Annotated in this window: 14 protein-coding genes and 1 riboswitch; of the genes, 7 read left to right on the top strand and 7 right to left on the bottom strand. The window is 65.3% G+C overall.

Annotated elements, in window-relative coordinates; genetic code table 11:
• Positions 1 to 52 precede the first annotated feature (52 nt).
• The 6 genes from K0F85_RS01610 (at position 53) to K0F85_RS01585 (ending at position 5,463) form a co-directional block, all read left to right on the top strand.
• Positions 53 to 511, top strand: a complete 459-nt coding sequence (locus tag K0F85_RS01610; RefSeq protein WP_219114246.1) for a hypothetical protein — start codon at positions 53 to 55, stop codon at positions 509 to 511.
• A 162-nt stretch (positions 512 to 673) separates the two neighbouring features.
• Positions 674 to 1,492, top strand: coding sequence for a response regulator (locus K0F85_RS01605; protein ID WP_257572453.1), 819 nt, complete (start codon positions 674 to 676; stop codon positions 1,490 to 1,492).
• Positions 1,489 to 1,821, top strand: coding sequence for a hypothetical protein (locus tag K0F85_RS01600; protein ID WP_219114244.1), 333 nt, complete (start codon positions 1,489 to 1,491; stop codon positions 1,819 to 1,821). Before K0F85_RS01605 ends, K0F85_RS01600 begins: the two co-directional genes overlap by 4 nt.
• Complete coding sequence (locus tag K0F85_RS01595) at positions 1,818 to 2,657, top strand: HDOD domain-containing protein (protein WP_219114243.1); 840 nt, start codon at positions 1,818 to 1,820, stop codon at positions 2,655 to 2,657. Before K0F85_RS01600 ends, K0F85_RS01595 begins: the two co-directional genes overlap by 4 nt.
• Positions 2,658 to 2,671: 14 nt before the next feature.
• Entirely contained in the window at positions 2,672 to 4,135 is a 1,464-nt protein-coding gene (locus K0F85_RS01590; RefSeq protein ID WP_219114242.1) for an ATP-binding protein, read from the top strand.
• 14 nt (positions 4,136 to 4,149) lie between these two features.
• Positions 4,150 to 5,463: an HD domain-containing phosphohydrolase gene (locus tag K0F85_RS01585; RefSeq protein WP_257572452.1), complete on the top strand. Its 1,314-nt coding sequence runs from the start codon at positions 4,150 to 4,152 to the stop codon at positions 5,461 to 5,463.
• Here the strand turns inward: K0F85_RS01585 and K0F85_RS01580 are convergent.
• From K0F85_RS01580 to K0F85_RS01555, 6 genes are all read right to left on the bottom strand, one after another.
• Positions 5,460 to 6,785, bottom strand: coding sequence for an ATP-binding protein (locus tag K0F85_RS01580; RefSeq protein WP_219114494.1), 1,326 nt, complete (start codon positions 6,783 to 6,785; stop codon positions 5,460 to 5,462). The genes K0F85_RS01585 and K0F85_RS01580 overlap by 4 nt on opposite strands.
• An 88-nt stretch (positions 6,786 to 6,873) precedes the next feature.
• Positions 6,874 to 7,554 (bottom strand): hypothetical protein, encoded by a 681-nt coding sequence (locus tag K0F85_RS01575; protein WP_219114240.1) that lies wholly within the window; start codon positions 7,552 to 7,554, stop codon positions 6,874 to 6,876.
• The gene (locus tag K0F85_RS01570; RefSeq protein WP_257572451.1) at positions 7,551 to 8,582 is read right to left on the bottom strand and encodes an MlaD family protein; all 1,032 of its coding nucleotides are present in this window, start codon (positions 8,580 to 8,582) and stop codon (positions 7,551 to 7,553) included. The genes K0F85_RS01575 and K0F85_RS01570 overlap by 4 nt, the downstream gene beginning before the upstream one ends.
• A gap of 55 nt (positions 8,583 to 8,637) precedes the next feature.
• Positions 8,638 to 9,456, bottom strand: a complete 819-nt coding sequence (locus K0F85_RS01565; RefSeq protein ID WP_219114239.1) for an ABC transporter permease — start codon at positions 9,454 to 9,456, stop codon at positions 8,638 to 8,640.
• A 47-nt stretch (positions 9,457 to 9,503) separates the two neighbouring features.
• The gene (locus K0F85_RS01560) at positions 9,504 to 9,827 is read right to left on the bottom strand and encodes a hypothetical protein (RefSeq protein WP_219114238.1); all 324 of its coding nucleotides are present in this window, start codon (positions 9,825 to 9,827) and stop codon (positions 9,504 to 9,506) included.
• 122 nt (positions 9,828 to 9,949) lie between these two features.
• Positions 9,950 to 10,822, bottom strand: a complete 873-nt coding sequence (locus K0F85_RS01555) for a LysR family transcriptional regulator (protein WP_219114237.1) — start codon at positions 10,820 to 10,822, stop codon at positions 9,950 to 9,952.
• Between the two features lie 132 nt (positions 10,823 to 10,954).
• Here K0F85_RS01555 and K0F85_RS01550 point away from each other — a divergent pair, with 132 nt between their 5' ends.
• Complete coding sequence (locus K0F85_RS01550; RefSeq protein ID WP_219114236.1) at positions 10,955 to 12,325, top strand: MFS transporter; 1,371 nt, start codon at positions 10,955 to 10,957, stop codon at positions 12,323 to 12,325.
• 4 nt (positions 12,326 to 12,329) lie between these two features.
• Here the strand turns inward: K0F85_RS01550 and ribB are convergent, their stop codons facing one another.
• On the bottom strand, positions 12,330 to 12,977 hold the full coding sequence (gene ribB, locus K0F85_RS01545; protein WP_219114235.1) for a 3,4-dihydroxy-2-butanone-4-phosphate synthase: 648 nt from the start codon (positions 12,975 to 12,977) through the stop codon (positions 12,330 to 12,332).
• 95 nt (positions 12,978 to 13,072) lie between these two features.
• A riboswitch (FMN riboswitch) is annotated at positions 13,073 to 13,223 on the bottom strand.
• Positions 13,224 to 13,320 lie beyond the last annotated feature (97 nt).

The raw sequence follows: 13,320 nt of genomic DNA, 5'->3' as shown, positions 1-13,320 counted from the left end.
GCCATCCCGCTTTAAGATCGTGCTTCTATAAGGCAAGGGGACGGCAATGCACATGACATTCATCAAACGCGCGGGCGCGCTCGCTTGCGCGCTGGCGCTGGCCGGTTGCGCCGGCATGGGCGGCAAGAGCGACAGCACCGGCATGCAGATGCCGGGCAAAACCTCTGCCGATGCGGCCGTGGCCGCCACCTGGTATAACCCGCCCAGCGAATTTCCCGGTATTTGCCTGACCCAGTTCAAGGATGGCAGCCTGCGTTTCGACGGCGGCTTCGCCTTTTTCAACCCGGGCCGCTGGTCGTATGATGCGGCCACGTCCGAACTGCGCCTGCAACTGGCGCCTACCCCATCGTTGGAACTGGCGCACGCGCAAACGGTGTTGCACAAGAATCTGCTGAGGGTCGAGGCGGCCAGGAACACGCTGGTGTACGCTGTGAAGGACGACACGCAAGCCATTGGCCTGGGCGGCTTTGTGTTTTACCGCGACACGCCTTGCCCGGCGCGGCGCGGATAAGTGCCGGATAAATGCCATACAGGAATATTTAGTCGTATAATTTCTACGCAAGCTGGCTGCCGCGCAAGAATCTCTCGCGCCGCAGATTCCCGCTCCAGGCAAGCTCCCGTATCGCCGTGGCGATGAGAGGATGGTCCGATGGACGTGCACGATGAGCATGGTATGCCAGGCACTGTGGTGCCGGCGACGCAGCCGCGTACCTTGCTGCTGGTCGATGACGAGCCGAATATCCTCGCTTCCCTCAAGCGCCTGCTGCGGCGCGATGCCTACCATATCCTCACGGCCAACAGCGGCCAGGAAGGGCTGGACGTGCTGGCCGGCCATGCGGTCGACGTGATCGTGTCGGACCAGCGCATGCCCGGCATGCTGGGTGCCGACTTCCTGCGCAAGGCCAAGCTGCTGTATCCGCAAACCATACGCATCATGCTGTCGGGCTATACCGAGTTGCAGGCCGTCACGGACGCCGTCAACGAGGGCGCCATCTTCAAGTTCCTTACCAAGCCCTGGGAAGACCATCAGCTGCGCGAGCATATCGCCGAAGCCTTCCGTCTGAAGGGTATCGACGATGACAATGTGCGCCTGAATGCACAGCTGCGCGATGCCAACCATGCGCTGGCGGCCGCCAATGCCGCCATGCAGGCGCTGCTGCGCCAGCAGCAGCATCAGATCAGCCGCGACGAAGTCAGCCTCGGCATTGCGCGCGAATTACTACAATTTCTGCCGCTGCCCGTGATCGGACTCGACGAGGACGGCATGATCGCCTTCATCAACGCGGCGGCGGAAAACCTCTTCGAGCGCGGCGCGGCCCTGCTGGGCAACGAGGCGGTGCTGGTCCTGCCGCAATTGTTCGACGGGCAGGGCGCACCTTGCCTGGCTGCCATCGATGGCCAGCCCTATGCCGTGGCGGTCCATCCCATGGGCTTGCATTCGCGCTCGCGCGGCAGCCTGGTCACGCTGAGCCGTCATGGGGCGGACACATGAGTGAAAGCGGACGCGAAATTTCCATGGAAGAGGCACAGGAAGGCATGGTGCTGGCGCGGGTGCTGAGCGACGCCGGCGGCGCCGTGCTGCTGGCCCAGGGCGCCATCCTGACGGCAGCCAATCTGACTGCCTTGCGCAGGCGCAATGTGGAGCGCTGCCACATCGTCGCCGAAGAAGTGACTGACCCGGCCGCGCAGGCGCATGCCGAGCAGGAACGCTTGCACCGCCTGGCACGGCTGGCCGTGCTGTTCCGCGCCACGCCTCCCGACTCCGCGGGGGCGGAACTGCTGGCGCTGCTGCAGCGCTACCGGCAAGGGAGCGGGGCATGACACGGCTCAGTTTTGAACACATCATCCGCCAGATACAGGAATTGCCCTCGCTGCCGGTGGTCGTGCTGGAACTGCTGTCGAGCATGGACCAGGATGATACGGACGTGCATGTGCTGGCGCAAAAGATCGAACTGGACCAGGCCTTGGCGGCAAAGACCTTGCGCATCGCCAATTCTTCGTTCTACGGCATGCAATCGAAGGTCACCAGCATTCCGCAAGCCGTTTCCGTGCTGGGCTTTCACAGCATCCGCACCGTCGTCACGGCCTGTGCCCTGACGGGCAGTTTCGCGCCGGTGAACGGCGGCTTCGATTTCCAGGCCTTCTGGCGCCATTCGCTGGCCACGGCCATCGCCGCGCGCCTGCTGGCACCGCATTTGCACATCAATCCCGAGACCGCTTTTACGGCCGGCCTGCTGCACGACCTGGGCACGCTGGTGCTGGTGACGCGCTTCCCCGCCGAGCATGCGCTGGTGCGCAACTACCGCCAGGCGCACGACTGCCAGATGGCCGAGGCGGAACTGGCCGTCATCGGCATTGATCATGCGCAAGTGGGCAGTGCCCTGGCCGCCTACTGGAAGTTCCCCGCAGCGATACAGCAGGCGGTGGCCGACCACCACGCCATCGACCGGCTGGAGGCGGGCGGCTTGCCCCTGGTCGTGCATATGGCCAATGCCGTCGCCCTGGCGCTCGACCTGGCCGGTGCCGACGATGCGCTGGTGCCGCCCCTGTCGCTTGCGGGTTGGCGCAGCCTGGTCCTGGACGAGCAAGCCTGGTTTGCGCTGTTGCGTCAGACCGAACACACCTTCGATGAAATGTCGCGGATCATGCTGGCATGAACAGGATAGAGGCCATGGAAACAGACGCAGGGCAGGCGCTGCCCGCCACGCCGGAACGCCGCCACACCGATTCCATCGCGCTGTCGGCCTTCTTCGATGGCCATCCCGTGGCCACCTTCGCCATCAATACGGACCATGTGGTGACGCACTGGAACAGTGCCTGCGAACAGTTGCTGGGTTTTACGGCCGCCGAGATGGTCGGCACGCGCGATCACTGGAAGGCCTTCTATCCGCAGCCGCGCGCCTGCCTGGCCGACCTGCTGGTGGCCGACGATATCGCGTTGGGCGAAAATGAACTGTATATCGGCAAGCTGCAGCGCTCGCCCGTGATTCCCGGCGCCTACGAGGCCGAGGATTTCTTTGCCGATATCGGCCGCGACGGCCACTGGCTGCATTTCACGGCGGCGCCCCTGCGCGACCGCCAAGGGCGCCTGGTGGGCGCCATCGAAACCCTGCGCGACGTGAGCGAGCGGCGCCTTGCGGAACTGGCGCTGCGCAAGGCGCACGACAACCTGGAACACCTGGTGGCCGAGCGCACGGCCCAGCTGGCCGAAATGAACGGGCGCCTGGCCGACGATATCCGCCAGCGCCAGATTGCCGACCGTGAATTACGCGAACGCAACCTGGCCCTGACGGAACTGAACAGCAAGCTGTCGGTGGCCCAGCAAAAGCTGTTGCAGTCGGAAAAGCTGGCCTCGATCGGCCAGCTGGCCGCCGGCGTGGCGCACGAGATCAACAACCCCATCGGCTATGTGTTTTCGAATGTCGGCACCCTGGAAGGCTATCTGGACGATCTGTTCAGCATGCTCGACGCCTACGAGGAAGCCGAGCCGGCCGTCGCCGACACCGTGGTGGCGGCGCGCCTGCGCGCGCTGCGCGAACAGATCGACCTGGACTTCCTGCGCAGCGACATACCGTTGCTGATGGGCGAGTCGAAGGAAGGCATTTCGCGCGTGCGCCGCATCGTGCAGGACTTGAAGGATTTTTCGCGCACGGATGCGCAGCAGGAGTGGGTCTGGGCCGACCTGCGCCTGGGCATCGATACCACGCTCAATATCGTGAATAACGAGGTCAAGTACAAGGCCGATGTGCTGCGCGAGTATGGCGACATTCCCGATATCGAATGCCAGCCTTCCGAACTGAACCAGGTGATCATGAACCTGGTCGTCAATGCGGCCCACGCCATGGGCGAGGCGCGCGGACGCATCACCCTGCGCACGGGCAGCGACAATGCGACGGAAGTGTGGATCGAGGTCGAGGACACGGGCGGCGGCATCGCGCCCGAACACCTGTCGCGCATCTTCGATCCCTTCTTTACCACCAAGGCTGTCGGCAAGGGCACGGGGCTGGGCCTGTCGCTGGCCTACACCACGGTGCAGAAGCACCATGGCCGCATCGACGTGCGCAGCGTCATCGGCCGCGGCACCACCTTCCGCATCACCTTGCCCGTGCGCCAGGCGCAGGCCGTCGCACCATGACTGAACAGGACAGCATGCATACCAGCACTGCGGCGCCGCCGCCCACCATCCTCTGCGTCGACGACGAACCGAATATCCTGTCGTCGCTGCGGCGCTTGTTCCGCCCGCACGGCTATCGCGTGCTGACGGCCGACGGCGGCGCAGCCGGCCTGGCGCTGCTCGAGAGCGAAACGGTGGACCTGGTCATCTCCGACATGCGCATGCCGCACATGGATGGCGCGCAATTCCTGGCCCAGGTGCGCCAGCGCTGGCCCGGCACCATGCGTTTGCTGCTGACCGGCTATGCCGACATCCAGTCCATCCTCGACGCCATCAACCAGGGCGAAATCTACCGCTACGTGACCAAGCCCTGGGACGAGAACGATATCGTGCTGGTGGTGCGCCACGCGCTGGAACGGCGCGCGCTGGAGCAGGAAAAATTGCGCCTGGAAGCGCTGACGGCCAGCCAGAACGTGCAGCTGCAGGCGCTCAACGCCAGCCTGGAAGCGAAGGTGGCCACCCGCACGCAGCAGCTGAAACACTCGCACGACGAGGTGCAGGCGGCCAATGAGCGCCTGAAGGCCACGTTCGTGACGACCATCAAGGTGTTTTCCAACCTGATCGAGATGCGCGGCGGCAAGCTGGTCGGCCATGCGCGGCGGGTGGCGGAGCTGGCGCGCAAGCTGGCGCAGGCGCTGGGCCTGGAAGGGCAGGAGGCGCGCGACGTGCTCATCGCGGCCCTGCTCAAGGATATCGGCAAGCTCAGCCTGAGCGACGATGTGCTGGAACTGCCCGCCAGCGCCTGGACGGGCGAGCAACTGGCCGCGTTCCGCAAGCACCCGCTGCGCGCCGAACAGCTGCTGATGGCGCTCGATGAATTGCGCGCCGTCTCCGTGATCCTGCGCTCGCAACTGGAACGCTACGATGGCGGCGGCTTTCCCGATGGCATGGTGGGCCTGGCGATACCGCTGGGCGCGCGCATCCTGGCGCTGGCATCGGACTATGACGGTTTGCAGATCGGCGCCATGGTGCAGCGCAGCCTGCGCGCCGAGGAGGCCCGCAGCCTGATCTACGACAGCGTCGGCAAGCGCTATGATCCGGCCGTGGTGGCCGCTTTCCGCAGCATCATGGAGGAGACGGAGCCGCCGGCGCGCGACCTGACCGTACTGTCTGGCCAGCTGGAACCGGGCATGGTGCTGTCGCGCGACCTGATCAGCCGCGATGGCCTGATGCTGCTGGCCGCCGAACACGTGCTGACAGCCCGCGTGATTGCCCAGCTGCTCGACTTCGAAGGCAAGAATGGCGGCCGTCTCAGCATTCGCGTGTATGCGCCCCTGAAGGATGCCTAGACCTTCAGCGCCGCAGGAGGCTGCAGCGGCAGGTGTACGGTAAAACGCGTGCCCTGGCCCACTTCGGACGCCACCTCGATGCGCCCGCCGTGCTTGTTGACGATGCCGTACGAGAGCGACAGGCCCAGGCCCGTGCCACTGCCCACGGCCTTGGTGGTAAAGAATGGCTCGAAGACGCGGTTCAAGTGCTCGGGCGCGATGCCGGCGCCCGTGTCGCCGATTTCCACCCACACCCAGTCGCCCGCGTGGCCCGTGCGGATGCTGATCACGCCTTCGCCGCTGATGGCATGGCCCGCGTTGACGAGCAGGTTCATGAAGACCTGGTTCAGCTGCGAGGCTAGGCACAGTATCGGCGGCAGCTCGCCATACTGTTTTTCGATGCGCGCCTTGTATTTCAATTCGTTGGCCACGATATTGAGGGTGCTGTCCAGGCCCGCATGCAGGCTGGCCACTTGCCAGTCCGTCTCGCCCACGTGGGAAAAATCCTTCAGCGCCTGCACGATGTCGCGCACGCGCTTCAAGCCATCCATCGATTCGCGCACCAGGTCTACCATGTCGTCCTGCAGGAAGCCCAGGTCGGCCTGCGCACGCACCTGTGCCACGTGCGCGGCCAGGGCCGGGCCATCGAGCGGCTCTTGCATCGCCGTTTCGTATTGGGCGATGACGTCGAACAGGGTGCCGACATAGCCTTGCAGCGAACTCATGTTGGAGTTGACGAAGCCGATCGGATTGTTGATTTCATGCGCGATGCCGGCCGCCAGCTGGCCGATGGAGGCCATTTTCTCCGACTGCAGCAATTGGTTGTGCGCTTCCTGCAGCTTGCTGATCAGTAGTTGCTGCTCCTCGCCGCGTGCCTGCAGCATCGCTTCCATGCCCTTGCGTTCCGTGATGTCCGTCAGCGAACCGATCACCTCGAACGGCACGCCATGCTCGTCGCGCACCAGGCGCAGGCTGTCGTGCATCCACAGATAGCTGCCGTCGCGCACGCGGAAGCGGTACTCGTAGGCGCGCGCGCCTTCGACGAAGATCTGCGCCAGGCTGGAAAAGATGCCGGGCGCGTCGTCGGGGTGGATGTGGTCGAACCAGAAGTTGGGATCGGCCACCATCTCCTCGGGCTGGTAGCCCAGTACATTCAAGGCATTGTTGCTGACAAAGGTCATCTTGAAGTCGCCGCTGGGCACGGTGCAATAGATGATGGAGGGCGTATTGTCGAGCAGGTATTGCAGGCGCACGGCCGTCGCCGCCGACGCATCTTCGCCAGGCACCGCTCCGGCATGCCGGCCGGTATCGGGAATGGAAAGGTCGAAATCCTCGAACTGCATCGTCACACCTCGCTGCCTGCACGGCATAGCTGTCATCCTGGCTCGATTATGCCTGATTCTGCCTGCCTTGGGCCGGTCATCGGTGCGCTCAAGGGGCCAGCGGCTGCTCCACGATCGCCATGCGTCGCGCGATGTGCTGCGCCGCTTGCGTATCGCCCGCCTGTTCGGCGCGCAGGCGCTGCACGCCCAGCCAGGCCAGCAGCGGACGGCGCCAGCCTTGGTCCGAGGCGGTGGCGACGGCCGTATCGAGCAGCGCCGGCGTGGCACGGCCCGAACGCAGCAGCACGCCAGCCGCCACCAGTTGCGACAGCGGCTCCTTGATGGCCGCCACGGCGCTTGCGGCGGCCGTGTCCGTGCCGGCGCCGGCTGCCGCCCGCTGCGCTTCTGGCAGCAGGGCGACGTCGGCCGCCTGCGCCTTGCCGGCCAGCCAGGCCGCATACGCGCGGTCGGCGTCATTCGCGTCGGCCCGCAGGGCGTCAAAACCGGTGCAGTCTTCGAAGGCCAGGCTGGCCACGCGCGCGGCGCAGCGCAGCAGCTCGATGCGCGCCACCAGTTCGAGCTTGCCCGTGCCGGCCACCTGGCTGCGGGCGCGCCGGAATTCCGTCTGCTCGACCAGGGTATTGCCGCCCAGGTAGGCGGCCTGGTAGCGTTCGACCGCGCTATGCGCGTTCATTTTCCAGTCCGGCACGGGCGGGCCGCTGGAGCAGGCGGCGAGCGCAGTGCACAACAATGCGGCCAGGGAGGACAAGGTGACATTGCGTTTTCTCATGGCAGTGTGATCTCCGGATTGCGCTTGAATGGCCATTTGCGGTTGATGTCATTGACCAGTTGCTCGACCTTGCGCAGATTGCTTTCCACGTCGGCGCGCAGCGGGCCCAGATCGGCAGTCGCGGCCCTGGCGTTGGCGCCCACGGCTTGCGCTTCGACCAGCACTGCATCGACCTTTTTCAGGCTGGCGCGCGTGTCAGCCAAGAGGGCGTTCAGCTGCACGATAGTCGCCTGCGCATCCGTCATGACGCCCTTGTCGCCAAAGACGCGCGTATCGGCATGGGCCACCAGGCCATCCGTGCGGCGCGCCAGCTGGTCCGCCGTCATCAGCAGGGCGTTGGCCCGCTCGACCAGCAGGCGCGACTGTTTGTCGTCGCCCGTCAGCAAGCCCATGGCGCCGCCCGGGCCGCTCAGCTTGCCCGTCACGGCCTGCACATTGCGCAAGGTGCCGTCGAGTGCGGAGTCGCTGCCCGTCAGGTTGGCCACATTGTTGAGCAGATCCTTGGCGGCGGCCAGCAGGCGCGGGATTTCCGCCGCCATGTCGCCCACCAGCAAGTCGCGCGTGGCGTCGTCTGGCAGCGGCGGGTCCGTCAGGATGCCACTGTAGGCACGCAGCTTGGCGCCGCCGACGATGCCCCGTTCCAGCGTGAAGATGGAGCTGCTGCGCAGCCAGTGCGCGTCTTTTCTCGGCACATCGATGATGACGCGCGCGCGGCCGTCGGGCGCCAGCTCGATGCGCTGCACGCGGCCGATGGGAAAGCCGGAAAAGGTCAGGTCGGCGCCCACGCCGACGCCGTCGGAATCGTCGGCCGTCAGCACCAGCGTTTGCGTGGCTTCGAAGGCGCCGCGCGCATACATCAGGTAGACGACCGAGCCGACCATCAGCACGAACATGAAGACCAGCAGGATGGCTGCCTTCAGTTCGGCGTGGCGCACGGGCGGCGGCGCGGGCAGGATGGCATCTTGCGTGAGACCGGCGGGCGCCGTGACGTCGACCTGGTCGGGATTGGGGGGCTGGCTCTGGCTCATGGCTTCTGGCTCTCGTATGGATGGTTCGGGGATCGCTGGCGGTGGCGGCGGGGCATCAGTAATAATTGCCCATCAGCGAAGCCACTTCGATCAGCAGGATGACGGAAAACAGGCGCAGCATTTCGGACAGGCCGTGCGCGGCCCACAGGCCGCTGCGCCTGCCATGCGGCGCGTCCGGGTAGTACGAGGAGGCAAGCGGGATCAGGGCCACGGCAAAGCTGAAGAAAATCACCTTGAGCATCAGGATCAGGGCCACGGCGGGATTGAAGATCTGTCCCACCACGCGCGTGTAGCCTTGCAGCGCCCACGGCGTGAAACCGTAGATGGTGAGGTAGGCGAGGATCAGTGACGTGACGCAGCTGACGATGGCCAGCATCCACACGGCGAAGATGCCGGACATGACGCGCGGAAAGTACTCGCGGCGCAGCAGGTCGACGCCCTGGCGCTGCATGGTATCGAGCATGCCGGAAGAGCGCATTTGTGCGAACGCAATGCCGTCGGGCAGGCTCAGGCGCAGCGCCACGAAGAGGGCGGCCGTCAGCGGTATCAGTTCCAGCACCAGCACGCGCACCACCATTTCCAGCGCGTAGCGCGACAGGCCGTAGCTTTGCGCGCTGACGACGACGATGCGTATCAGCACCAGGCTGACCAGTGCACTGGCGACGCTGAACCACACCAGGTTGGGCGCCGTGTTCGAGACCAGGCGGTGTGCGAGGATGGGGCGGTTGTCGCGGTTATAGCTCGATGGCGACAGGGCCAGCGAAAACACCAGGATGGCGAAATGCAGCATGCGCCACCAGCTGACCAGCCAGGCCATGGTGGTCCGGTGCAGGCGGCGCAGGCTGATGAGGAGGGGGACGAAGGGGGTCATCATGGCATCTTAGCATCCGTCTGTCCGCCGGGCACGTCTGGCGTGCGCGCCTATTCGAACAGGGCGAAGCCGGCCATCACGACCATCAGCACGGCGATGTATTGCATCGGGATCCAGAACAGGGTGTGGCGCTGGCGCAGGATCACGCGTTCCTGCGTGGCCGGGTCGATCAGTTCGCGTCCGGGCGCGCTGTTCAGGCGCACGCCTGCATACCAGCTGGCGGCCGCTGCCAGCAGGAAGGCCAGGGCCATGGTCCATGCGTGGCTCTTCGTGTAGGCCTCGCCCAGGGTAGCGCCAAACAGCGCTTGCGCGGCCAGTACGACGATAAAACAGATTAGGGGGCCGAGTATGCCGAAGCCTTGCCAGATAAGCATAAAAATTCTCCATGAGGATTGAGGGATCCCGCGGCGTCTTGGCGGCGGCTGTGCGCGACGGGGTTGCGAATTTTATCAGACTCATGAGCAATAAAGTTTCTTTTGAGAATGATTGTGTGCCGCTAGGCTGCCGGACTGCCCACACTGGCGATAATCGCATCGGCCGCCGCCCGCACGCGGGCTGAACGGTTCAGGTCGGCATGCATGACCAGCCACACGTCGTACGGTTCCATCCGCTCGGGCCAGATGCGCACCAGCTGCGGGTCGATGTCGCCAAGGTGGGTGGCCAGCTCGGCTACGCCCAGGCCGGCCCGCGTGGCGTCCTGCAGCATCGCCGCCGAGTTCACTTCCATGGCGACCCGGGCGTTGGCGACGGATTCGCCGGCAAGTTTTTCCCCGTGTCGCGGCGTCACGGAATGGTGGTAAATGACGATGTCGTGGCCGGCCAGCGCCGTGCCGCGCACGGGTTCGCCCCGTTCCGCCAGATAAGCTTTCGAGGCATACAGGCCCAGGCTGCGCTTGACCAGGTGACGCGAGATCAGGTCCGGGTCGGTGGGGCGCACGCCGCGCACGGCCAGGTCCGCTTCGCGCCGCGTCAGGCTGGCCAGCGCGGGCGCCACGTTGAGCACGATGCGGATGTCGGGGTGGGCCGCGTGCAGCCGCTGCATGGCGCGAATGACGAAATGGCTGGCCATGGTGTCCGTGGTGGCCACGCGCACCAGGCCGGACAGGCGGTTGTCGACGCCCTGCATCTCCCGCTGCAGCTTGTCGGCCGCCCGTTCCATCGCTTCGGCGGCCGTGAGCGCCAATTCGCCTGCCGGCGTTGGCACATAGCCCGATGGCGTGCGCAGGAACAGGGTGGCGCCCAGGGACGCCTCCAGGGCGGCCAGGCGGCGCCCGCAGGTGGCCTGATCGATGCGCAGCAGGGCGGCCGCGCCGCGCAGGGTGCCGGCCCGGCCGATGGCGAGAAAGATGCGCGCGTTATCCCAGTCCATGAGCGATTTCCATTGGATATTCCTGATGCTGTTCATGATGCATTTTTGCATCACGATGCCGATTTTATGCCTGTTTACTGCATTGCGCAACGCTCCCATAATGGCTGCCCCGTCGTCACTGCAAGGAATAGCATGTATGCCTCCACACCGCGCCGCGCCAGCGGCTTGATTCTGCTGACCCTGGCCTTCGGCTTCGTCATGGCCATGCTCGACGTCACGGCCGTCAACGTGGCCCTGTCCGATATCGCACTCGACCTGGCCATACCGCTGCCGGGCCTGGTCTGGGTGGTCGATGGCTACACTTTGACGTTTGCCGCGCTGCTGCTGGCTGGCGGCGCGCTGGCCGACCGCTACGGGCCGAAAGCCGTGTACCAGTGCGGCCTGGGCGTCTTCATCCTCGGTTCTGTGTTGTGCGGTGCCGCGCCCGACGGGCATTTCCTGACGGTGGCGCGCTTGCTGCAGGGCGCGGGCGCGGCCCTGTTCATGCCCAGTTCGCTGAGCTTGCTGACCCACAGCTTTGAAGAGGAGCGCGAACGCACGCGCATGCTGGGTGCCTGGTCGGCGCTGGTGGGTGTGGCGGGCGCATCCGGCCCCCTGATCGGCGGCATTCTCGTGCACCAGTTCGGCTGGCGCAGCGTGTTCTGGGTGAATGTGCCGCTGGGCGTGCTGGCCATCGTCATGGCACAACTGTTGCTGCTTGCGCCGGCGCGCCAGCCGCGCGATTTGTCGCTGTTCAGCCATGCGCTGGGCGTGGCGGCGCTGGCGGGCCTGAGTTTCGTGCTGATCGAAGGCCCCGTGCTGGGCTGGTTGTCGCCGGGCGTGCTGGCGGCGGCGGCCTTGATGCTACTGTCGGCCGGGCAATTGCTGCGGCGCGAACGCAGCGGCAGCCATCCGCTGTTGCCGCGCGAACTGTTTCATAGCAGTAGCTTCGGTGCGGCCAATGGCGTGGGTTTCTTGATCAATTTCTGCGTCTTCGGCCAGCTTTTTCTATTGAGCCTGTTCTTGCAGCAGTCTGGCGGCGCCGATGCCTTGCAGTCGGGCTTGCGCCTGCTGCCCATGATGGCGGCCTATACGGTGGGGAACTTCATGGCGGGAAATATCGCGGCGCGCCATGGCACGCGCTTGCCCATGCTGGCTAGCTTGCTGGTGGGGGCCGCGATGGCGCTGTTGCTGATGGGCTTGCGTCCGGGAACGCCGTACGCATGGCTGGCGCTGGGCACGGCCGTCATGAACGTGGCCATCGGCATCGCCATTCCCGCCATGACGGCCACCGTGATGCGGGTGGCCGGCAAGCAGCATGCGAATAGCGCGGCAGCGGCCCTGAATGCGAACCGCCAAATTGGCGCGCTGGTGGGCGTGGCGCTGATCGGCAGCATCCTGCACATGGTACAGGAATGGTCGCTGCGCCTGCCGCTGGCATACGCGACGATTGTCGTCGCGTATGGCCTGGCGGCCGGTCTCGTGTATCGGCATGTGCATCTGCCGAAGGCCGTGACCGCCTGACGCTTTATTGCTCGCGCGTGCTGCGCCACTCCACCAGTTCTTCGATGGTGAGAATCGGCATGCCATGCAGTTCGGCAAAGCGTTCGATCGCGTCGCCGCGCATCATGCTGCCGTCCGGATTCATCAGCTCGCACAGCACGGCGGCCGGGTTCAGGCCCGCCATGCGCGACAGGTCGACGGAGCCTTCCGTATGGCCACGGCGCTCGAGCACCCCACCGGGCGCGGCGCGCAAGGGGAATACGTGGCCAGGGCGCACCAGGTCGGCTGGCTTGGCGTCCTTGGCGATGGCGGCGCGGATGGTGGTGACGCGGTCGGCGGCCGACACACCCGTCGTGACGCCGTCGCGCGCCTCGATGGACACGGTGAACGGCGTGCCGTAGCGGCTGCCATTGTCGGACGACATGGGCGGCAATGCCAGCGCGCTGACGACATCCGTCGGCAGGCACAGGCAAACGATGCCGCTGCATTCGCGGATCAGCAACGCCATGGTTTCGTGCGTGATTTTCTCGGCCGACAGGATCAGGTCGGCTTCGTTTTCACGGTCGAAATCGTCGAGCAGGATAACGGGAATGCCGGCACGCATGGCGGCCAGGGCGGACTGGATGCGACCTTCCAGATCGTTGGAAAGCAGGGTATAGCTGTTGACTAACATGGTGAAACGCTCCTCGCATAGGCGAAAAACGCTGCAGGGCAAGCGAATAGACGCAACTGGCCGCATCGACAGGTCGATGGGACATCGCGTTTACTGCACATCTTCTTTCATCCGGACTATACCGTCGGCTCTGGCATCACACCAGATCTGCTGACCTCACCAGGCGGTGCCTGGAAAGCGCTCGCGGGCTTGACCGTTGCCGGTCTTACCGCCGGTGGGGAATCGCACCCCGCCCCGAAGACGTATTGTTGTGCCGGTCCACATGACCGGCGACAATACTTTAGCACAGATGAAAAGCGTGGCGGGGCAAGGTTGCGTTTGTCATTCGGCAAAGTTGCCTCGG

It is taken from the genome of Janthinobacterium sp. UMAB-56 (assembly GCF_900095265.1).
Taxonomy (GTDB): Bacteria; Pseudomonadota; Gammaproteobacteria; order Burkholderiales; family Burkholderiaceae_D; genus Janthinobacterium.
This window is presented reverse-complemented; position numbering and strand designations above follow the sequence as displayed.